This is a genomic window from Pseudomonas piscis, from assembly GCF_009380155.1.
Classification (GTDB): domain Bacteria; phylum Pseudomonadota; class Gammaproteobacteria; order Pseudomonadales; family Pseudomonadaceae; genus Aquipseudomonas; species Aquipseudomonas piscis.
Genome location: NZ_WHUV01000005.1, coordinates 90774 through 110455, shown reverse-complemented (window position 1 = coordinate 110455; position 19682 = coordinate 90774). Strand labels below are relative to the sequence as shown.

The following is a 19682-nucleotide window of genomic DNA, read 5'->3' as shown; positions in this document are numbered from 1 at the left end:
CATCCAGGGCCGATGCCCTGGTCCGTGACGGCAATCAGCAAGTGCTCCTGGCCATGATCGCCAGGGCTTGCCCCAGCATCTGTGGTACCGATACCGAACCGTCGATATGCCCCTGGGGCCGCTCGAGCCGTGCCAGCCACGCCTGGTGTCGTGGGCGGTTGCGCCCTTCCCGGGTGCCGTTGTCGTAGGCTGCCGCCCATTCGAGGAAGGCCAGGTGCCGGGCATGCATGTCGCCGCCGGGCAAGATACGCGGGCCGAAGCGTTGGCGTTCCCGGGCACGGATGCGTTCCAGGCGCAGCGGCGTCGGCGTGTCGATGTACAGCACCCAGTCCGCCTGGGCGATGAGGGTATCGCCCCAGCCATCCATGGACCCGGACACTACCCAGGGCTCGCGCCCCAGCGCGCGGCTCAGGTTCTGCACACGTCGCTCCGGGGGCCAGGCTTGCACGAAAGGCGGGTCGCTGGGTTGCCAGTAGTGATCGTCGACATCGACATGGGGCAAGCCCAGGTGCCGGGCCAGGGCAGTACCCAGGGTGCTGACGCCGGCTCCCGAGGCGCCGATCAGGTAGATGCGTTGATTCAAGGGCTGCTCCTCCAGAGCCAGGCAAGGGGCGACAGCATGCCATCGCGCAGGCCGTTGGGCCGCTATTTGTGTCCAGGGAACGGAAAATGTTCATCTTCGCCTGCTAGAACGGGGCTTTTACTTAGCCAGGCCGCAGGCTCCGTTGGAGCGTCCGGCCGCCAGGGAGGCTCCTGTCATATGCGCGTCTTACTGCTTTTAGCTCCATTGCTGCTGTGCGCCGGTATTGCCCATGGGGAGGATGCGGCCTCTGTATTGGGGCATGGCTTCGGTTCCTTGAGCTGCATCGACCTGCAAGACCCGGACAGCAAGGCCACCTGCGGTGCTCGTGCATTGTCCAATGGCAAGGGCTGCCAGGGCTTGTCCAGCCAGGGCATGCGCGATAAGTGCCTGGATGAGGCGCTGTATCCTGCAAGCAGCTCGAATCGTAATCGGGTGACCAGGATCAAGCCTGCGGTGTCGGCGCGACGGGCATCCGAGCAGCAGGGCGCAGCGCTTCCCGCACCGCCGCTGTCGGACGCCGAGGCCCGGCACCTGGAGCAGGTGCTGGGGGTCAAGGGCAGCCGTCCCTGAGTCGGAGTCGCCGGGGCGCAACAAGCTTTTGTGTGTCTTCGCGCCAGCCTATATGCTCCCGGCCCCTGGATGATTCGACCTGCTGCGGGCCCCGGGGCCTGGGCAGGCCCATGGAGCGAACCGTGCACTACCGATCTTTTGAATGCCTGCCGCGGCTTGTCGCAGGGGGCTTGCTGCTGGCCGGCCTGCTGCTCGGCGCCGGTTGCCAAGGCACCTCGGCGCCCACTCCCGAGCAGCAGGCCGCTAAACAGATGGCCGGCTTTGTTTCGAGCTTCGAGCGGGTGTTGAACCAGGGCGTGAACCGCTACAACGTCGATGACTGGGTCGGCGGCCTGGCCCTGCATGCGCTGATCGATCGTCGCAACGCGGTAGTCGGTTGTTCCGCCGAGGCATTGCCCGACTATCCCCTGCAGCGTTTTCCGGACAACCGCAGGCTTGCACCGTTGCTGGAGAGCATCTGCTGGAACATGGTATTTCCCAGGGCCGGGGCGCAGTTGTTCGCCAGTGCTCCCGGGGACGATCTGCAAGTAGTGCTGCCGGTGGTCTTCCCGCAGCCGAAGTCGCGGCCGATGGAGGAGCAGAAGATTCGCGCAACGGTCCGCGGGTACGCGCTGCAAGAGCAGTACCTCTGGCATCGGCTGTTCGCCCAGGAGTCCCTGGACAGCATCGGTACCGCCCGTATGCGCGCCCGAGCCAATGAGCAGGGGCAAGTGGTCGATTGCCAGGTCGAGCTGGTGGCCATTGATGGGCGAGAGGAAGATTTCAGGCAGGACCCTGGCCTGCGACAACGCCTGGAGGCGCGCTGCATGACCCTGGACCCGCAGCGAATGTCGGTTTTCCTTGTATTGCGGCCCACGCAGGAGCAGTTTCGGGTGGAGTTGGAATACTCCCCATGGAAGGTCGACTCGTATCGACCAGGCCAGGGGCAAGACTCCGGAGCGGCGCCGCTGCCATAACCGCCCGGGAGGGTAGCGCAGCAGCGATGCCCTCGATCTTTTGTGCAATCCACATCGAGGTTAACCCCTGTGAGCAAACTGGCCTGCCGCTGCGGACATGTCATCGTCGACCAAACTGACGACCTGCCTTACAAGGCGGCGATCTTGCCCGATGGGCAGGAGCAGGAGTTCTTCACCGGGGCGGCGCAGTTGGCCAACGACCTGCTGGTCGCCGCCAGCGCCGGCAAGGTCGACGAACTGCTGGACCGGGAGTACGCCAAGGGCCCTTGGCGGCCCCAGCCCACCGAGTATTTCGAGGATCGCTTGTCCAGCGTCTACCTGGCCTGCACTTCCACGGCCTACGAGTGCAGCCGCTGCGGGCGGTTGTGGTTGCAAAAGCCCGGCCTCGAGGACTTTGTTTCCTTCGCGCCTGACAGCGGGCACTACGAAGCGGTGCTGGCGGTGGATAACCCGCTGGCCGACTAGCCTTGCCGGCGGTGTTGCGCAGCGTGCAGGGCGATGTAGTCCTGCAGGTTCTGATCGTCGATACCCAAGGTACGCAGGATCTGTTCCATGAAGCTCACCGGGGCGCTGCCCGGCGCGGTGATCACGCGCTGGTCGGCCACGGCGTGGGCTACATCCTGGTAATGCGCGGCGCCGCCGTAGTTCACCGAGAGCAGGTTGGCTGCCGAATTCGAGGTGTGCTGCAGGCGATCGAGAACCCCGGCCTGGGCCAGGACCCGGGTGCCGTCGCAGATTCCTGCGAGCACGATGCCGCGTGCCTGGGCGTCACGCAGCAGGGCGCCGATCTCCAGGGGCTGGCCGCTCTGCCAGAAGGTTCCGCCGCAGATCATCAAGAGGTCGAGTTGCTCCAGGTCGATGTCCTCCAGTGCCAGGTCGGGCGTCACTCGCAAGCCGCCCATGGATGTGACGAGCGTGCCGCCGGGGCTGGCGTAGCGGCAGTCGAAACCGTAGTAGGCCCGGGCAGTGGCGTTGATCAGGGAGGTTTCCCAGTCGGCGAAGTCTTCGGTGAGCAGGGTGATGGCGCGGGGCATGGGCAATCCTTGCTGGAATAAATGGAGGTTGAGGTGCATCAGGGCAGCTCGCTGCATGTTACATCGCGGCTGCATGTTCCGGTGCTTGGTCTAGGCTTCAAGACATGAGGTGGCGCATCGCCATCGATTCTTGGCAAGGCGCTTGTGAACCCGTGGCCTGGGGCTGCAAGTCGATCAGGATGGTCGCTGGCGGGGTTGCTCCTGCCAAGGAAGGTGTTCAATGGGCGAGGGGTCTGCAAATGAGCCGGCCGTCGACGAAAAACTCGAGCGCTATGTCAATCGCGCCGTCGAACAGATTGCCCTGGACTCCATAAAGGAGGCTGCGCTGCGCTCTTTTCCAGCCAGGAAGGAGCGATACCGGGACCAGTTGTTCAAGTACCTGCTGGGGCCGGTCGCGGTGGGTACGCTGATTGCCGGGGCCTTTTCCTTCTTCGCATCCTTCACGGTCTCCCGGATCCAGGATGACCAGCAAAAGCGCGAGTTGCGCCATGCCGAGAACATCGGCGTCTATCTCAAGTACAAGCAGGCCCATCGAGCGCGCCTGCTGCAGGGCAGCATGCTGGGGTCGGCGTTGAATTGGGGCTTCACCACTGAAATGGTCAATGAGCGCAAGCGCAGTTACGACGCGGTGTTCCTGAAGACCAATGAGATCTTCCCCGACGCCCGGGACTACCTGGGGCGGGTGGTGGTGCCGGCCGGCCTGGATAGCCAGGAAACCTTCCGCAACACCATCGAGAAGCTCCGGGATGTCACGGTGGTCCACGACCTTGCGCTGACGGCCGCCTATTCGGTGAGAAATGATTGGGACCAGGCTATCTGGCCCGATAGGTTGCGGCAGGACCCGCAGTTGAGCCTGTACCGCTTGAAACGGGAGCGTGATTGCAAGGTCGGCAATACCTTGAAGCAGTACCGTTTCCGCCAGGAAAAATACAACACCACGGCCCTCAAGAATATCTACACCTACTGCTCCGACGTGGTCTTCAAGAAGCTCGACGAGGCGATCTTCAAGGAAACCTCCAGTGCGGTCGATGTATTCGCCACCTGGCAGAAAGAGACCACCGACGCGGTCGGCAAGGCCTGTTCGCTGGAGGAGGCCAAGGTGACCCGGGACGTGACCGACGACTGCAGCAAACTGGCCATGGAGCCCGCGACGCAGGGGCTGAGCGCTTTCCAGGCCAAGCGTAGGTAGGACCAGTTCGGGGCTGGACGACAAAAAAATCGCCGGCGGGTATTTACATGAAGCCTCGGGCTCATCACCATATGCGCCGTCTAAGTTTCGCTGCTGACCAGACAATTCCAGCCACCAAAAGGGTGGTTGTTTTGTTGCGTCCAAGAAAAGCAGTCGAATATGACCCAAGTACCGTTCAAGAGAATTCAGCACAAGCTCGCCCGTTCCGGGGTGGCCATCGAACGCCTGAATTCCAATTCCCTTTCCATCTCCTCGATCAATGACGCCGGGCTCAAGGCTGATTTGCTGCTGCCCGAAGGTTTTGCCATCGAAGAGAAGGCCATCACCCAGCTCATGGATTTCGCCCGCGTCGCCCACCCCCATGGCGGCGAGGTGAAGTGCGCTTGCGCCACGCCGGACTTCCACACCGGCAGCTCGATTCCGGTGGGCAGCGTGATCGTCACCAGCCACGACCTGGTGGTGCCCCAGGCCATCGGCACCGATATCAATTGCGGCATGCGCCTGCACAAGCTGGGCCTGGACTATGAGCAGTTCATGGCGCAGAAGGCCAAGTGGACCGCCCTGGTGCGTGGCGACCTGCTGGAAGGCACGCGCAACATTCCCACCAGCCCGCAAGCCATGAGCGCGTTGTTCGAGGCGGGCCTGGGAGATTTCTGGGCCCAGGTCCGGCAGCAGGCTCCGGTGGGCTTGTTCGCCGGAGCGGATTTCGCCCAGTTGCAGCGTGAGCTGGCCGGCCTGCATGGCTCGTCCTTTGCCCGAGGTCGCGCCGCCTATGGCCCGGAAGCCTTGCAGGACCGGTCGCGGCAGGTTCTTCGTGATCCGGGCCTGGGCTCCCTGGGCGGCGGCAATCACTTCGTCGAGATCCAGGTGGTTACCGAGCTGGTGGATCGCCAGGCCTGCTTTACCCACGGCCTGGCGGTGGGGCAGGTGGTGATGATGATCCACACCGGCTCGCGGGATGTCGGGTTCTATGTCGGCCGGCGCTGGATGGACAAGGCCAAGGCCTTGTGGCCGGCGGGCCTGAAGCATCCGCAATCGAAGATCTTCGCCCTGTTCGGCGAGATGGCCGACGAGTACCTGCTGGCGATGCACAGCGCCGCGCACTATGCCGATGCCAACCGCGCGCTGATCGCCGAGATGGTGCGCCAGCGCACCCGGCAGGTGTTCGGCGCGGGGATCGAGGCGCCGCTGATCGTCGATGTGCCGCACAACATCGTGTTGCGTGAGGAGGTGGGCAACGTGCACCGCAAGGGCGCGACCCCGGCCTATGCCGGGCAGCCGTTGCTGATTCCCGGGAGCATGGGTCACGATTCCTATCTGTTGACCGGCCTGGGCAACGAACGCTGGGTACGTTCGGCCAGCCACGGCGCCGGGCGTTCGATGTCGCGCGGCGACGTGATAGTGCGGGCCAAGCGGGACAAGGCGTTCCTGGGGTTACAGGGGGTGGAGTGCATCACCACCAAGGAGGAGCGGATGATCGAGGAGGCGCCGGGGGCGTACAAGGAGATCGGGCAGGTGATTCGTTCCCAGGTGGAGGAGGAGACGGTCTCGGTGATTGCGCGGTTTTCGCCGGTGTTGACCTTCAAGGCGTAAAAGCGATGGGCGCTTGGGGCGCGATGGCTTGCGGATTTGCCGTTCAGGTAGGCGGCCGCTACATTGTCGCCCCCTCTGGCCTGTTCGTTCTGAGCGTTGCCCTTGCAGTCATCGGCGGCCGCCAACGCCCGAGACGCGTTAGCCGCCAGGGCGATTGCCTGTTTGCGTTGAAAGTCGGGTATCCAGTATGAGTCAAGATCAGAACCTGAAGCACGAGGCGGGAGCGCCTTTGACAGGTGCCAGCGAGTTCGTCGTCGACAAGCCACCCCTTGCCGAACTGCTTGCCGTGCTTGCCCAGTGTGGCGAGGTGGTTTCCAGCTTCTTCAAGCCAGATCCTTGCATCAAGGTATTGGGTGAGAGGCGGCGACTGGCCGAGTTTCTGGAGCGTTTCAGCGACTTCGCCGGGTCGACTGCGATCGGGCAGGTCGAGCCTGGTTTCGGACCTTTTTCCCTGCTGAATCGATACGAGTTCGAGGGCTCGTTGCTGGCGGTGGTGCTGCGAGGCGGCTGTCATCACTCGACCCGCGGGTTGGGCCAGGCCAGTGCCCGGAAGTTGGTGGGAGAGGCGCTGGAGGCAGTGTTTCCGGCGCCGTTTTCCGAGCTTGTGGTGTATCGGTTTGACAGCCTCGATTGGTGTGAGTTGACCCGGGGGTCGACGATTTCTTCCGCTTATGTGGTGTGTCAGGGGGCTCGGAATCTCTGGTGGGTGTTGTGCGTTTCCGACTTTGATTGATGCCTTCGCCAAAAAAGTAAGCAAAAACGCTTGCCCCTCCACTCGGTGCCTCGCCTAGGCTCGACATGCTCTCTCTTCGGCATTGATCCATGGCCCAATGCGGCTGACCCGGCGTCCTGCCGGGTCACCCACGGTTCAATGCCTGCGTTCGGCCATCGTGGTCAACGGGGCCTTCAAGATCAGCAGCCAAAGCAAATCTAAGCAGAGCGAAAGCCCTGGCATCGCCTTGTGTAGCCGCTGCCGCAGGCTGCGCACGGGTGCGCAGCGGCCGCTGGGATCGTCAATCCGCCGCAGGTCCTTTGGCCTTTGTCGCAGCCTCGCTCGGGCTCGACAGCGGTTACAGGGGCTGAGAGGACGCGTTCGATTTTCCTCTGTTGTCGCCGTTGGTTTGTGTGGCAGACTTCGGAAATATTCCGTTGTTACGATTTAAATTCCGTTATAGCGGAAATATTGTTCGGAGCCCGTCGCTGCTGCGATGGGCTTCGGAGCTCTCAGGCGTGGTCGTGGATGGCCACCTTCAACCAGGAGAAACCCCATGAGCATTACCCGTTACGGCACCGGTAGCACCGCAGGCGGTGGCCAGCCGCGTCCTTTCGCCCGCGCCGTGGAGGCCGATGGCTGGTTGCATGTGTCCGGCCAAGTGCCGGCGCTGGATGGCGAGATCATCCATGGCGGGATCGTCGAGCAGACCCATCAAACCATGCGCAACCTGGTGGCGATTCTCGAGGAGGCCGGTTATGGCCTGGAGGATGTGGTGCGGGTTGGCGTGTGGCTGGAGGACCCGCGGGATTTCTGGAGTTTCAACAAGGTCTTCGGCGAGTACTTCAAGCCCGAGCATGCGCCGGCCCGGGCCTGTGTGCAGGCCAGCATGATGGTGGACTGCAAGGTCGAGATCGATTGCGTGGCTTACAAGCAGCGGTAAGCGGCTAGCTGCAAGCGGCAAGTCGAGGCGTGAATGGGAGTGCTTTGGGAATGGTACGAAGATGAGCGAAGACAACATCAAGCGCCGGGCCAGGGGCCTGGACCGGGCGTTCGATATCCTCGATTTCCTCAAGGAGGTCGGCCAGCCGCTGCGCCCAAACGATATCGCCAAGGGCGTGGGCAGCCCCAAGTCCACGGTCTACGAGCTGGTGGAATCCCTGCTGGAGCGGCGCATCCTGGAGCCGGTGGGGCGCGACGGGCATGTATACCTGGGGCGCCAGCTGTACTTTCTCGGCCAGGCGCACTTGCGGCATTTCGACCTGAGCCGCGAAGCCGACCAGGCCCTGCAGGACATCGTCGCCCAGACCGGCGAAACCGCGCAGATGTGCCTGCTCAATGGGCGCAAGTACACGGTGGCGCTGATGAAGGAGGGCGAGCGGCACTTTCGCATTTCCTCGGACATCGGCGAGAACGCGCCCATTCCCTGGACCGCGTCCGGGCGCTTGCTGCTGGGGCACTTGAGTGATGAGCAGATCGTCGAGTTGATCGACGAGGGCGATTTCATCCTGCCTGGCGGCGAACGCCTGCCGCTGGCGCGCTTCCTTGGGGAAATCCGCCAGGCCAGCGAGGAAGGTTTCTTCTCTTTCGACAGCGTCGCCGACACCTTCACCCATTGTTTTGCCGCGCCGGTGCGCGACGAACACGGGGTGTGTGTCTGTACCCTGTGCATCGTCGCGCCCCGGGCCGATGCACAGGCCAACTATCGCCACTATCGCCAGGTGCTGCTCGACAGCGCCGATCGCCTGGCCCGGCGGATCAACGACTAACGTGTACCCCGCGGCCGTCGCTGGCCGCTTTGCCAAGGAGTAGCCACATGTCTTCTGTTTCGAATCTGCCGCTGGTGCAAAAGGGCGCGGCCGCCACTGGCGCCAGCTTGCTCAAGGATGTCAGCCTGCCGGCCCTGGTCCTGCATCGCGAGGCCCTGGAACACAATATCCGCTGGATGCAGGCATTCGTCAGCGCCAGCGGCGCCGAGCTGGCCCCCCATGGCAAGACCAGCATGATGCCGGGGCTGTTCCAGCGACAGCTGGACGCCGGCGCCTGGGGCATCACCCTGGCCACCGCCGTGCAGGCGCGGGCGGCCTATGCCCATGGCGTGCGCCGGGTGTTGATGGCCAACCAACTGGTGGGTGCGCCGAACATGGCGCTGGTGGCCGAGTTGCTGGCCGCTGGGGATTTCGACTTCTACTGCATGGTCGATCACCCGGACAACGTGGCCGACCTGGGGGCGTTTTTCGCCCAGCGCGGCGTCACCCTCAAGGTGATGATCGAGTACGGCGTGGTGGGCGGGCGCTGTGGCTGCCGCAGCGAGCAGGAGGTCATGGAACTGGCTCGGGCGATCAAGGCCCAGCCGGCGCTGGCCCTATGCGGGATCGAAGGCTACGAGGGGGTGATCCATGGCGACCAGGCGGTGGCGGGCATTCGCCGGTTCGCCGACTCCCTGGTGCGCCTGGCAGTGGACCTGCAAGATGACGGCCTGTTCGCCATCGAGCAGCCGATCATCACGGCTTCGGGTTCGGCCTGGTACGACCTGATCGCCGAGTCTTTTAAGACCCATAACGCCAAGGGCCGGTTCCTCAGCGTGCTGCGCCCGGGCAGCTATGTGGCCCATGACCATGGGATCTACAAAGAGGCCCAGTGCTGCGTGCTGGACCGGCGCAGCGACCTGGACGAAGGCCTGCGCCCGGCGATGGAAGTCTGGGCCCATGTGCAGTCGCTGCCGGAGCCGGGCTTCGCGGTGGTGGCCCTGGGCAAGCGCGACGTGGCCTATGACGCCGGCCTGCCGCTGCCGTTGCGGCGCTACCGGGCCGGGGCCGAGGCGGGCGCCGGGGATGACGTCAGTGGCTGCAAGGTCACCGCGGTCATGGACCAGCATGCGTTCCTCACCGTCGCCCCTGGGGTACAGCTGCGGGTGGGGGACATCCTCTCCTTCGGCACGTCCCACCCATGCCTGACGTTCGACAAGTGGCGCACCGGGTTGCTGGTGGACGAGCAGTTGCGGGTCCTGGAAAACCTCGAGACCTGCTTCTGATTCTGGCACCTGCTGCGCAGGTGATGATGTCCTCCCCGACAACACAAATACTCGCCAGAGATGCCTTCATCATGAACACCGCCAACCTGCGCATCGCCTTGATCGGCGAATGCATGATCGAACTGCAACACCGCGCCGACGGCAACCTGCAACAGAGCTTCGGCGGCGACACCTTGAACACTGCGGTGTACCTGGCCCGCGAGCTGGGCGAGGGCGCCCGGGTCGATTACGTCACCGCCCTGGGCGACGACAGTTTCAGCGAAGCCATGTGCCAGGCCTGGGCCGCCGAGGGGATCGGCCTGGACAAGGTCCAGCGCCTGCCCGGGCGCTTGCCGGGGTTGTATTGCATCCAGACCGATGAGCGTGGCGAGCGGCGCTTTTTGTACTGGCGCAACGAGGCGGCGGTGCGTGATTGCTTCACCACTCCGGCGGCCGGGGCGATCCTGGAGCAGTTGCGCGATTACGGCGTGCTGTATTTCAGCGGCATCACCCTGGCGGTGCTGGGCGAGGCAGGTCGTGCCCGGCTGCTGGAACTGTTGCCCGAGGCCCGCCGGCGCGGGGCCCGGGTGGTGTTCGACAACAACTACCGGCCCAGGCTCTGGGCATCCGTGGAACAGGCGCGGCAGGCCTACCAGCAGGTGCTGGAGCAGGTCGACCTGGCGCTGCTGACCCTGGATGACGAACAGGCGCTGTTCGGCCATGCCGATGCTGAAGCGGTGCTGGCGGCCTATCCGGGGCTGGCCGAAGTGGTGGTCAAGTGCGGCGCCCAGCCGTGCTGGGTGCGTTGTGGCGAGGGCCTGTACCAGGTAGCGGCGCAGCGGGTGGAAAAGGTGGTGGATACCACGGCGGCGGGGGATTCGTTCAGCGCCGCCTACCTGGCCGCGCGTTTGTCGGGCCAGGAGCCGGTGTCAGCCGCCGAAGCCGGGCATCGCCTGGCGGCACGGGTGATCCAGTATCCAGGTGCCCTGATCCCTCGCCACTCGGTGTAGCCGCTGCTGCAGGCTGCGTACGGGCCTTGGCCCAGTCTCGCGGGTTCGGCAGCGGCTACCGGTCAGTCGCGGAAGAACACTTGCACCAGGTGGTAGCCGAACTTGCTCTTGATCGGGCCGTGTACGGTGCGCAGGGGTTTCTTGAAAATCACCTGGTCGATGGCGCCGACCATCTGTCCCGGGCGCACTTCGCCCAGGTCGCCGCCGCGCTTGCCGGAGGGGCAGGTGGAGTATTTCTTGGCCAGCACGTCGAAGGCTTCTCCCTTGGCGATGCGCTGCTTGAGCTGTTCGGCTTCTTCGGCGGTTTTCACCAGGATATGGCGGGCTTGGGCTTTCATGGGCGGGTGACCTTGTAGCGGGAATACGGCGGCCGCGGATTATGCCTGAATTCCATCTTCGCGACCGATCATCTGACGAATCTTCTGCGCCAGTTCCTCGATGGAAAACGGCTTGGCCATCAAGTCCATGCCCGGCTCCAGGAAACCCTGGCGCTCGGCGGCCTTTTCCGCGTAGCCGGTCATGAACAGCACCTTGAGCCCCGGGCGATGCTGGCGGGCGATCTCCGCCAGTTGCCGGCCGTTCATCCCCGGCAGGCCGACATCGGTCACCAAGAGGTCGACCCGCATGGGCGACTCCAGGAAGGGCAGGGCACTGCGGGCGTCCTCGGCCTCGAAGGCGCGGTAGCCCAGTTCGCTCAGCACATCGAGCACCAGCATGCGCACCGCCGGATCATCCTCGACCACCACCACGCATTCCCCGGCGATGGCCTGGGGCGGCTCGCCCAGGGTCCCGGATTCGGCGTGCTCCAGGGGCGCGGCATACAGGCGCGGCAGGTACAGGCGCACGCAGGTGCCGTGGTCCGGTTCGCTGTTGATGGTCACGTGGCCGCCGGACTGCTGGGCGAAACCGTAGATCATCGACAGGCCCAGGCCCGTGCCCTGGCCGATGGGCTTGGTGGTGAAGAACGGATCGAAGGCCTTGGCCAGGATCCGCGGGCTCATGCCCGCGCCGTTGTCACTGACGCCGAGCATGACGTAGTCGCCGGCCTTGACCGGCTCCAGGGTGCTGATGTCGCTGCCGTCCAGGTAGCTGTTGGCGGTCTCGATCAGCAGCCGGCCGCCACCGGGCATGGCGTCGCGGGCGTTGATCACCAGGTTGAGCAGGGCGTTTTCCAACTGGCTGGCGTCGGTGCTCACCGGCCAGATGCCGTCGGCCAGTCGCAACTGCAACTCGATGTGCTCGCCCTTGGTGTGGTTGAACAGGTCCTGCAGCGAACGCACCAGCTGGTTGGGGTCCAGGGGCCGGCGATCCAGGGACTGGCGACGGGAGAAGGCCAGCAGGCGATGGGTCAGGGACGCGGCGCGCTTGGCCGAGGACATGGCGGCCTCGGTGAAGCGGCCGATCTCGTTGCTGCGGCCGTTGTCGATGTAGCGCTGCATCAGGTCCAGGCTACCGATGATGCCGGTGAGCATGTTGTTGAAGTCGTGGGCGATGCCGCCGGTGAGCTGGCCCACGGCCTCCATCTTCTGTGCGTGGCGCAGGGCGTCTTCGGCGCGCTCACGCTCGAACATCTCGTTTTGCAGGCGCTGGTTGGCCGTGGCCAGGGCCTCGGTACGGCGATTGACCCGTTCTTCCAGGGTTTCGTTGAGGTTGCGCAGGGCTTCCTCGGTCTGCCGGCGCTCGGTCTCGTCGTAGACGAAGATATAGAAACCGTTGACTGCCCCATCGGCGCCGTGGCGTGGCAGGAAGCGGGTCAAGGCGTGGCGCGCTCGGCCGTCGCGATGGGGCGAGTCGGCCTCGAAGCTGCACGGTTTGCCCGCCAGGGCGGCGGCGATCTGCTCGGCGCGGGTGGCGTAGATCTCTTCGCCCACCACTTCGCGGATGGTCTTGCCGTACAGCTCCTGGGGCGTGAAGCCGTACCAGTCCAGGTAGGCGCTGTTGTTCAGGCGAAAGCGTTCCTCGTGGTCGACGTAGCCGATCAGCGCCGGCATGGCGTTGATGATCAACTGCAGCTCGGTCTGGCCCTGGCGCAGCGCCTGTTCCATCTGCTTGCGTTCGGTGAGGTCCAGGGCGGCGCCGAGAAAACGCGTCGGCCGACCGTGGTGATCCTTGTAGCAGCGGCCCCGGGCGAAGACCCAGCGCACCTGGCCGTCGGCCAGTTGCAGGCGGTATTCCTCGGCGTATTCGCTGCCGTGGGTGATGCAGTGCTTGATGCTGCGGGCCACCATGCCCCGGTCCTCGGGATGCACGCCCTTGAGGTACTCGCTGATGGGCAGTTGCCGTGAGCGTTGCGGATCGACGCTGTGCAGTTGGGCGAAATGCGCATCGGCGATGAAGCGATCCTCGCCGATATCCCAGTCCCAGGTGCCCACCGCGTCGGTGGCGGCCAGGGCCAGTTGCAGGCGTTCCTCGGTCTCGTGCTGGGCGCGCAGGCTGTCGTCGGAGCGCTGCTTGAGCTCCAGGGCGATGCGCCGGCGCTCGTTGGTCTCGATGGCGGTGACCAGGATCCCGGCCACGGCCCCGTGTTCGTTGCGGATCGGGCTGTAGGTCAGGTCCAGCCAGACGTCATGGGCCGTGCCGTTGGTGCGCTGCAGGTTGAAACGCTGCTCGCTGAAGCTGCGTACCTGGCCGTTGAGCACGGCGCGGTAGATCGGGTCGGTGAAGTCCTTCAGCTCTGGCCAGGTCAGGTGCGCTGGCAAGCCGAAGGCCTTGGGATGCTTGTTGCCGGCCAGCAGGGCGAAACCGTCGTTGTAGATCTGCGTCAGCTCGTCGCCCCAGAGCAGCAGCATCGGCATGGGGGAATGGATCACGATGTCCACCGCGGTACGCAGGCTCTGCGGCCATTGCCGGGAGTCGCCCAGGGCCGTGGTCGTCCAGTCCAGGCGGGCAATCAGGGTGGCGGCTTCGCTGCCGTGGTGGGAACCATTCATATCGGGGGAGTCCTGGGTGCAGCGGTATTGCGCAATGACCGACAGCCTGTGAAGTCGTGCTGCCTATGCAAACGGATGGAGTGTAGGCGGTTCTGGCATGGTCATTTTCACCCGCTTTGGCGCTGGATGACCAGCGCCGGGTATCGCGCAGCGCCCGCAGGAGCGGCCGGCGGGGTGTATCAACTGCGCAGTTCCTCGCGGTCGCGGAACTGTTCCAGGGCCTCGGGGTTGGCCAGGGCGTCGGTATTCTTCACCGGCAGGCCGTGGACCACGTTGCGCACCGCGAGCTCGACGATCTTGCCGCTGATGGTCCGGGGGATGTCGGTCACCGCAAGGATCCTGGCGGGTACATGGCGTGGCGTGGTGTTGCTGCGGATCACCTGGCGGATGCGCTCGCGCAGGGCGTCGTCCAGGACCACGCCCTCTTGCAGGCGCACGAACAGCACCACCCGCACGTCCTGCTCCCAGCTCTGGCCGATGGCCAGGCTCTCCAGCACTTGCTCGAGCTTCTCCACCTGGCGGTAGATCTCCGCAGTGCCGATGCGCACGCCGCCGGGGTTGAGCACCGCATCCGAACGACCGTGGATCAGCCAGCCGCCATCGGCCAATTGTTCGGCGTAGTCGCCCTGGGCCCAGACCCCGGGAAACAGCTTGAAGTAGGAGTCGCGCAGCCGGCTTTGGTCCGGGTCGTTCCACAACCCCACCGGAATGCTCGGAAAGTGCCGGGTGCAGACCAGTTCGCCTTTCTCGCCGAGCACCGGCTGGCCCTGGTCGTTCCAGACTTCGATGGCCATGCCCAGGCCCTTGCCCTGCATCTCGCCACGGCGCACCGCTTGCACCGGGTTGCCGGCGACGAAGCAGGCGACGATATCGGTGCCGCCGGACATCGAGGCCAGGCACAGGTCGGCCTTGATCTGCCGATACACGTAGTCGTAGCTCTGGGGCGACAGCGGCGAGCCAGTGCACAGCAGGGTCTTGAGGCTGTCGAGGCGGTGGCTCAGGCGTGGCCGGCTACCGGCTTTCTCCAGTGCGGCCAGGTACTTGGGGCTGGTGCCGAAGGCGTTGATCGCCTCGCTGTCGATGAGGTCGACCAGGCGCTCGTTATGGGGGTGGAACGGCGAGCCGTCGTAGAGCACCAGGCTGGCGCCGGTGGCCAGGGTCGAGACCAGCCAGTTCCACATCATCCAGCCGCAGGTGGTGTAGTAGAACAGCCGCTGGCCGGGACCGAGGTCGGCGTGCAGGCCGTGTTCCTTGAGGTGCTGCAACAGCACTCCGCCGGTGCCATGGACGATGCACTTGGGCACCCCGGTGGTGCCGCTGGAGTAGAGGATATACAGCGGGTGGGCGAAGGGCACCGCGACGAACACGGGGTCGCCGCCGCTCCGGTAGAAGTCCTGCCAGAGGCTGACCCGGGCCTGGGTCCGGTAGTCCTCGGCGCGGGCCTGGGGGCGGGTGCCGGGCACGATCAGCAGTTGTTCCAGGGAGGGCAGGCGCTGGAGGATCTGGTCGATCTTTTCACCCTGGTCCACATCCTTGCCGGCGTAGCGGTAGCCGGCACAGGTGATCAGCACCTTGGGCTCGATCTGGCCGAAACGGTCGATCACGCCCTGGGTGCCGAAGTCCGGCGAGCAACTGGACCACACCGCACCCAGGCTGGTGGTGGCGAGCATGCCCACCAGGGTCTGCCAGGTATTGGGCATGCAGGCCGCCACCCGGTCGCCCTGGCCGACCCCAATGGCCCGCAGGCTGGCTTGCAGGCCGGCGACCTGGGCCGCCAGCTCGGCGTAGGTCAGTTGCTGGCGCTGGCCGTCTTCGGCGATCGCTACCACCGCCACACTGTCGTCGCGGCGCTTGAGCAGGTGTTCGGCGAAGTTCAGGGTGGCCCCGGGAAACCACTGGGCGCTGGGCATTTGCGACCCTTCGCGCAGCACGCATTCGGCGTCTTGGTGGAAGCTGACCTCGAAGAAGTCGACGATGGCCTGCCAGAAGGCTTCGCGCTGGTCGATGCTCCACTGATGCAGGCCGGGGTAGTCGCCGATGTCCAGGCCGTGGCGCTGGTTCACGAAGCGGCGGAAGGCGTCGATGCGCGTCTTGCCAATGCGCTCGGCGCTGGGTTGCCAGAGTATGTCGGACATGCAAGGGCTCTCTTGTTGTTCTTTTGATCTGCTGTTGCTTGCGGCTCACCACTTACAGCTTGTCGCTCCGTTATTGCGCCAGCCAGCCGCCATCGATGTTCCAGGCCGCGCCGCGGACCTGGGCTGCGGCATCACTGCACAAAAATAGCACCAGCTCGCCCAGCTGCGCCGGGGTGACGAACTCCAGGGAGGGTTGTTTTTCCGCCAGCAGGTCGTGGCGCGCCTGTTGCGGGTCGATGCCGCTGGCCGCGCGGTCGTCGATCTGCTTCTGCACCAGCGGGGTCAGCACCCAGCCCGGGCAGATGGCGTTGCAGGTGACGTTGCTGGTGGCGGTCTCCAGGCCCACCACCTTGGTCAGGCCGATCACCCCGTGCTTGGCCGCGACATAGGCGGCCTTGCCCACCGACCCCACCTGGCCGTGCACCGAGGCGACGTTGACGATCCGCCCCCAGCCCTTGGCGCGCATACCCGCCAGCCCCAGGCGGGTGCTGTGGAACACCGCCGACAGGTTGATGGCGATGATCGCGTCCCAGCGCTCCACCGGGAACTCCTCGACGGTGGCCACGTGTTGGATGCCGGCGTTGTTCACCAGGATGTCGACGCCACCGAACTCGCGTTCGGCATAGGCGAACATCTCGGCGATCTGCGCCGGGTCGCTGACGTCCGCCGGGTGGTGGCCGACCTTGACCCCCAGTTGCTTCAGCTCGGCGATGACGGGTGAGGCGTCGCCGAAGCCATTGAGAATCAGGTTGGCTCCGGCCCGGGCCAGGACCTGGGCGATGCCCAGGCCGATACCGCTGGTGGAGCCGGTGACCAGGGCGGTCTTGCCAGAAAGAGTGGTCATGAATACCTCACACGATGCCAGTGGCGTAGAAAGTGGCGATGACGACGAAGACCGCCAGGGTCTTGATCAGGGTAATGCAGAAAATGTCCTTGTAGGCCTCGCGGTGGGTCAGCCCGGTGACCGCCAGCAGGGTGATCACCGCACCGTTGTGGGGCAGGGTGTCCATGCCGCCGCTGGCCATGGCGGCCACCCGGTGCAGCACTTCCAGGGGAATGTTGGCGGCGTGGGCGGCGCTGATGAAGGTCTCGGACATGGCCGCCAGGGCGATGCTCATGCCGCCCGAGGCGGAGCCGGTGATACCGGCTAGCAGGGTCACGGTGATGGCCTCGTTGACCAGCGGGTTGGGGATGCTCTTGAGCCAGTCGGCCAGTACCAGGAACCCCGGCAGGGACGCGATCACCGCGCCGAAGCCATACTCCGAGGCCGTGTTCATGGCCGCCAGCAAGGCGCCGCTGACCGCGCTCTTGCTGCCTTCGGCGAGCTTGCTGCGAATGGCACCGAAGCCACATGCCAGCACCATCAGGATGCCCACCAGCAAGGCGGCCTGTACCGCCCAGATGGCGGTGAGCTTGGCGATCTCGGTGGTTACCGGCGCCGCCATGCCCGGTAGGGCCAGGCTGTGGGTCTTGCCATACCACTGCGGGATCCAGTGGGTGAACAGCAGGTTCATGACCCCTACCAGCAACAGCGGCGACAGGGCGACCCAGGGGTTGGGCAGCTTGAGGTCGGCGGCGGTCTCCGGTTCGTTGCGCAGGTCGCTGCCGTAGCCTTCACCGGCCTTTTGCGCCTTGCTGCGCTGGCGCTGGAGGAACAGCATGCCGGCGCAGAACACGAACAGGGTGCCGATCAGCCCCAGCCAGGGCGCGGCCCAGGCGGTGGTGTTGAAGAAGGTGCTGGGGATGATGTTCTGGATCTGCGGGGTGCCGGGCAGGGCGTCCATGGTGAAGGAGAACGCCCCCAGGGCGATGGTCGCCGGGATCAGGCGCTTGGGGATGTCGCTCTGGCGGAACATCTCGGCGGCGAACGGGTAGACCGCGAACACCACCACGAACAACGACACGCCGCCATAGGTCAGCAGGGCGCAGACCAGCACGATCACCAGCATCGCCTGGCGGGTGCCCAGCAGACGGATGGCGGCGGCGACGATGGAGCGGGAGAACCCCGACAGCTCGATCAGCTTGCCGAACACCGCGCCCAGCAGGAACACCGGGAAATACAGCTTGATGAAACCCACCATCTTTTCCATGAACACCCCGGTGAAGGCAGGCGCTACGGCGGATGGGTCGGTGAGCAGGACGGCGCCGAGGGCGGCGATGGGGGCAAACAGGATGACGCTGTAGCCTCGGTAGGCGGCCAGCATCAGCAGCGCCAGGGCTGCCAGGGCAATGATCACACTCATGGTGTGTCTCTCCAGGATTGTTCTTGTTGTGGGTACTGCGTGTGGAGAGGGGCTATAGCGAGTTTTGTGCCATTTTTACAAGCTATTGAAATATAAGAAGTTTTTATATTTATTAAGTGGCGATAAGGAATTTTGTCTCTATTTTGAGACTTTTTTCGATCATCGGGGCGTTATCGCGGGCAAGTCTCGCTCCAGCAGAAGCATGCAGTAGCAGATAGTCGCGGCTCGATTGCCGGTAATAGGTGCAGATGATGGATTTTTCTCAATATTGAGATGTTTGTCTCTTTATTGGGACTCGGCTATGCCCAGGGCTGCCATTTTCTTGTACAGCGTCGAGCGGCCCAGGCCGAGGCGCCGGGCCGCCTGGTCCACTTTACCGGCGCATTGCGCCAGGGTCGCTTCGATCAACTGACGGTCGAAACGCTCGCGCGCCGTGGCAAAGGTTTCATGGGGCAACGCCTCGGTGGACGCGGCGAGGGCCGCGCGCGGCAACGCACTGAAGTTGCCGATGGCCGCGCGGATATCCCCGGCTCCGAGCAGCAAGTCGTCGCTGAGCAAGGCCGCCCGTTCCAGCACGTTGCGCAGTTCGCGGATGTTCCCCGGCCAGGCGTGCTGGCCCAGCAGCGCCAGGGCCTCGGGTGTCAGCTCGTGCTGGCTGCGCAGTTCTTCCAGGATGCCTTCGCTCAGCGCCGGCAGGTCGTCCAGGCGCTCGCGCAGGGCCGGCACCTGGATCGGCAACACATTGAGGCGGTAATACAGGTCGGCGCGGAACTCGCCGCGCTTGATCGCCGCCTCCAGGTCGGTGGAGGTGGCGGCAATGATCCGCACGTCGCTGTGGATCACCTCGTTGGAGCCCACCGGCTCGAACTCTTTTTCCTGCAGCACCCGCAGCAGCTTGCTCTGCAGGGGCAACGGCATGTCGCCGATTTCGTCGAGGAACAGGCTGCCGCCCTGGGCGATCTGCAGCTTGCCGGCGCGCCCCTTGCGGTCGGCGCCGGTGAAGGCGCCGGGGGCGGTGCCGAAGAACTCCGCTTCCAGCAGGGCTTCGGGAATCGCCGCGCTGTTGATGCTGACGAACGGCTTGTGCGCCCGTGGCGAGGCGGCGTGGATGGCCTGGGCCAGCAACTCCTTGCCGGTGCCGGTCTCGCCTTGCAGCAGCACCGGCGATTCGGTGCTGGCGCCGCGCCGGGCCCGACGCTTGACCTCCAGGCTGGCGCTGCTGGTGCCGATGAAATGGGCGAAGTTGTACTTGGTCTGCCGGGCCCGCAGCAGCGAGCGGGTGGAGGCCAGTTCTTCCTGCATGCTCAGGTAGCGCTTGAGCATCGGCGAGAGACTGCGCAACTCGTCGTACAGGGCAAAACCGATGGCGCCGATCACCAGGCCCGCGGCGTCGTGGATCGGCAGGCGCATGACCACCAGCGGTTCCTTGGGGGTGTCCTGCATGTCCAGCAGGATCGGCCGGCCGGTGCGCACCACTTCACGCAGCAGGCTACCGGGGATCACGCTCTCGCAGGGCTTGCCGATGGCGAACGCCGCCGACTCCAGGCCGAAGCGCCGGGCATAGCGCTCGTTCATCCAGACGATATTGGCGTCGCGGTCGACGATCACCGTGCCTTCGCTGGATTGCTCTATGATCTCGAACAGCGAGCGGATCGCCAGTTGGCGCACACGCTGGTAGTCCTTGAGGTTTTCGCTGTCGTTCATGGGCTGGGGT

At 65.0% G+C, this 19682-nt stretch carries 18 protein-coding genes; 10 read left to right on the top strand and 8 right to left on the bottom strand.

Features of this window, described 5'->3' with window-relative positions:
- Window positions 1-34 precede the first annotated feature (34 nt).
- The gene (locus GDH07_RS25355) at window positions 35-583 is read right to left on the bottom strand and encodes a P-loop NTPase family protein (RefSeq protein ID WP_152899269.1); all 549 of its coding nucleotides are present in this window, start codon (window positions 581-583) and stop codon (window positions 35-37) included.
- Window positions 584-760: 177 nt separating this feature from the next.
- Between GDH07_RS25355 and GDH07_RS25350 the strand changes: the two genes are divergently transcribed.
- The 3 genes from GDH07_RS25350 (at window position 761) to GDH07_RS25340 (ending at window position 2574) form a co-directional block, all read left to right on the top strand.
- Complete coding sequence (locus GDH07_RS25350) at window positions 761-1153, top strand: hypothetical protein (RefSeq protein WP_152899268.1); 393 nt, start codon at window positions 761-763, stop codon at window positions 1151-1153.
- 122 nt (window positions 1154-1275) lie between these two features.
- Window positions 1276-2109, top strand: a complete 834-nt coding sequence (locus GDH07_RS25345; RefSeq protein ID WP_152899267.1) for a hypothetical protein — start codon at window positions 1276-1278, stop codon at window positions 2107-2109.
- Between the two features lie 69 nt (window positions 2110-2178).
- Window positions 2179-2574, top strand: a complete 396-nt coding sequence (locus GDH07_RS25340) for a hypothetical protein (protein WP_022639355.1) — start codon at window positions 2179-2181, stop codon at window positions 2572-2574.
- Here GDH07_RS25340 and GDH07_RS25335 read toward each other — a convergent pair.
- Window positions 2571-3143: a type 1 glutamine amidotransferase family protein gene (locus GDH07_RS25335; RefSeq protein ID WP_152899266.1), complete on the bottom strand. Its 573-nt coding sequence runs from the start codon at window positions 3141-3143 to the stop codon at window positions 2571-2573. The genes GDH07_RS25340 and GDH07_RS25335 overlap by 4 nt on opposite strands.
- 220 nt (window positions 3144-3363) lie before the next feature.
- Here GDH07_RS25335 and GDH07_RS25330 point away from each other — a divergent pair, with 220 nt between their 5' ends.
- From GDH07_RS25330 to GDH07_RS25300, 7 genes are all read left to right on the top strand, one after another.
- Window positions 3364-4332, top strand: a complete 969-nt coding sequence (locus tag GDH07_RS25330; RefSeq protein WP_152899265.1) for a hypothetical protein — start codon at window positions 3364-3366, stop codon at window positions 4330-4332.
- Between the two features lie 159 nt (window positions 4333-4491).
- Window positions 4492-5925, top strand: a complete 1434-nt coding sequence (locus tag GDH07_RS25325; protein ID WP_152899264.1) for an RtcB family protein — start codon at window positions 4492-4494, stop codon at window positions 5923-5925.
- Between the two features lie 187 nt (window positions 5926-6112).
- Window positions 6113-6658 carry a hypothetical protein gene (locus tag GDH07_RS25320; protein WP_152899263.1) on the top strand — a complete coding sequence of 182 codons (546 nt, stop codon included), beginning with the start codon at window positions 6113-6115 and terminating at the stop codon, window positions 6656-6658.
- Between the two features lie 535 nt (window positions 6659-7193).
- Window positions 7194-7580, top strand: coding sequence for a RidA family protein (locus GDH07_RS25315; protein ID WP_022639351.1), 387 nt, complete (start codon window positions 7194-7196; stop codon window positions 7578-7580).
- A 61-nt stretch (window positions 7581-7641) separates the two neighbouring features.
- Entirely contained in the window at window positions 7642-8406 is a 765-nt protein-coding gene (locus GDH07_RS25310; protein ID WP_022639350.1) for an IclR family transcriptional regulator, read from the top strand.
- A 47-nt stretch (window positions 8407-8453) separates the two neighbouring features.
- On the top strand, window positions 8454-9671 hold the full coding sequence (locus GDH07_RS25305) for an amino acid deaminase (RefSeq protein WP_152899262.1): 1218 nt from the start codon (window positions 8454-8456) through the stop codon (window positions 9669-9671).
- A gap of 71 nt (window positions 9672-9742) precedes the next feature.
- The gene (locus GDH07_RS25300) at window positions 9743-10660 is read left to right on the top strand and encodes a sugar kinase (protein ID WP_152899261.1); all 918 of its coding nucleotides are present in this window, start codon (window positions 9743-9745) and stop codon (window positions 10658-10660) included.
- A gap of 62 nt (window positions 10661-10722) precedes the next feature.
- Here GDH07_RS25300 and GDH07_RS25295 read toward each other — a convergent pair whose 3' ends face one another.
- From GDH07_RS25295 to GDH07_RS25270, 6 genes are all read right to left on the bottom strand, one after another.
- Complete coding sequence (locus GDH07_RS25295) at window positions 10723-10998, bottom strand: peptidylprolyl isomerase (RefSeq protein ID WP_011061856.1); 276 nt, start codon at window positions 10996-10998, stop codon at window positions 10723-10725.
- A gap of 39 nt (window positions 10999-11037) precedes the next feature.
- A complete protein-coding gene (locus GDH07_RS25290; RefSeq protein ID WP_152899260.1) occupies window positions 11038-13590 on the bottom strand; it encodes a PAS domain-containing hybrid sensor histidine kinase/response regulator in 2553 nt (850 codons plus the stop codon).
- A gap of 179 nt (window positions 13591-13769) precedes the next feature.
- Window positions 13770-15725, bottom strand: a complete 1956-nt coding sequence (locus GDH07_RS25285) for an acetoacetate--CoA ligase (RefSeq protein WP_152899259.1) — start codon at window positions 15723-15725, stop codon at window positions 13770-13772.
- 70 nt (window positions 15726-15795) lie between these two features.
- Complete coding sequence (hbdH, locus tag GDH07_RS25280; protein WP_152899258.1) at window positions 15796-16569, bottom strand: 3-hydroxybutyrate dehydrogenase; 774 nt, start codon at window positions 16567-16569, stop codon at window positions 15796-15798.
- 7 nt (window positions 16570-16576) lie between these two features.
- Window positions 16577-17968, bottom strand: coding sequence for a GntP family permease (locus tag GDH07_RS25275; RefSeq protein ID WP_022639344.1), 1392 nt, complete (start codon window positions 17966-17968; stop codon window positions 16577-16579).
- A gap of 285 nt (window positions 17969-18253) precedes the next feature.
- Entirely contained in the window at window positions 18254-19672 is a 1419-nt protein-coding gene (locus tag GDH07_RS25270; RefSeq protein WP_022639343.1) for a sigma-54 interaction domain-containing protein, read from the bottom strand.
- Window positions 19673-19682: the final 10 nt, after the last annotated feature.

What these genes read in the sequence shown, in the direction of transcription:
- GDH07_RS25350 (WP_152899268.1), top strand. Translation starts at nt 761, where the DNA reads ATGCGCGTCTTACTGCTTTTAGCTCCATTGCTGCTGTGCGCCGGTATT.
- GDH07_RS25275 (WP_022639344.1), bottom strand. Translation starts at nt 17,968, where the DNA reads ATGAGTGTGATCATTGCCCTGGCAGCCCTGGCGCTGCTGATGCTGGCC.
- GDH07_RS25325 (WP_152899264.1), top strand. Translation starts at nt 4,492, where the DNA reads ATGACCCAAGTACCGTTCAAGAGAATTCAGCACAAGCTCGCCCGTTCC.
- GDH07_RS25270 (WP_022639343.1), bottom strand. Translation starts at nt 19,672, where the DNA reads ATGAACGACAGCGAAAACCTCAAGGACTACCAGCGTGTGCGCCAACTG.
- GDH07_RS25285 (WP_152899259.1), bottom strand. Translation starts at nt 15,725, where the DNA reads ATGTCCGACATACTCTGGCAACCCAGCGCCGAGCGCATTGGCAAGACG.
- GDH07_RS25305 (WP_152899262.1), top strand. Translation starts at nt 8,454, where the DNA reads ATGTCTTCTGTTTCGAATCTGCCGCTGGTGCAAAAGGGCGCGGCCGCC.
- GDH07_RS25300 (WP_152899261.1), top strand. Translation starts at nt 9,743, where the DNA reads ATGAACACCGCCAACCTGCGCATCGCCTTGATCGGCGAATGCATGATC.
- GDH07_RS25335 (WP_152899266.1), bottom strand. Translation starts at nt 3,143, where the DNA reads ATGCCCCGCGCCATCACCCTGCTCACCGAAGACTTCGCCGACTGGGAA.
- hbdH (WP_152899258.1), bottom strand. Translation starts at nt 16,569, where the DNA reads ATGACCACTCTTTCTGGCAAGACCGCCCTGGTCACCGGCTCCACCAGC.
- GDH07_RS25310 (WP_022639350.1), top strand. Translation starts at nt 7,642, where the DNA reads ATGAGCGAAGACAACATCAAGCGCCGGGCCAGGGGCCTGGACCGGGCG.
- GDH07_RS25315 (WP_022639351.1), top strand. Translation starts at nt 7,194, where the DNA reads ATGAGCATTACCCGTTACGGCACCGGTAGCACCGCAGGCGGTGGCCAG.
- GDH07_RS25320 (WP_152899263.1), top strand. Translation starts at nt 6,113, where the DNA reads ATGAGTCAAGATCAGAACCTGAAGCACGAGGCGGGAGCGCCTTTGACA.
- GDH07_RS25290 (WP_152899260.1), bottom strand. Translation starts at nt 13,590, where the DNA reads ATGAATGGTTCCCACCACGGCAGCGAAGCCGCCACCCTGATTGCCCGC.
- GDH07_RS25295 (WP_011061856.1), bottom strand. Translation starts at nt 10,998, where the DNA reads ATGAAAGCCCAAGCCCGCCATATCCTGGTGAAAACCGCCGAAGAAGCC.
- GDH07_RS25330 (WP_152899265.1), top strand. Translation starts at nt 3,364, where the DNA reads ATGGGCGAGGGGTCTGCAAATGAGCCGGCCGTCGACGAAAAACTCGAG.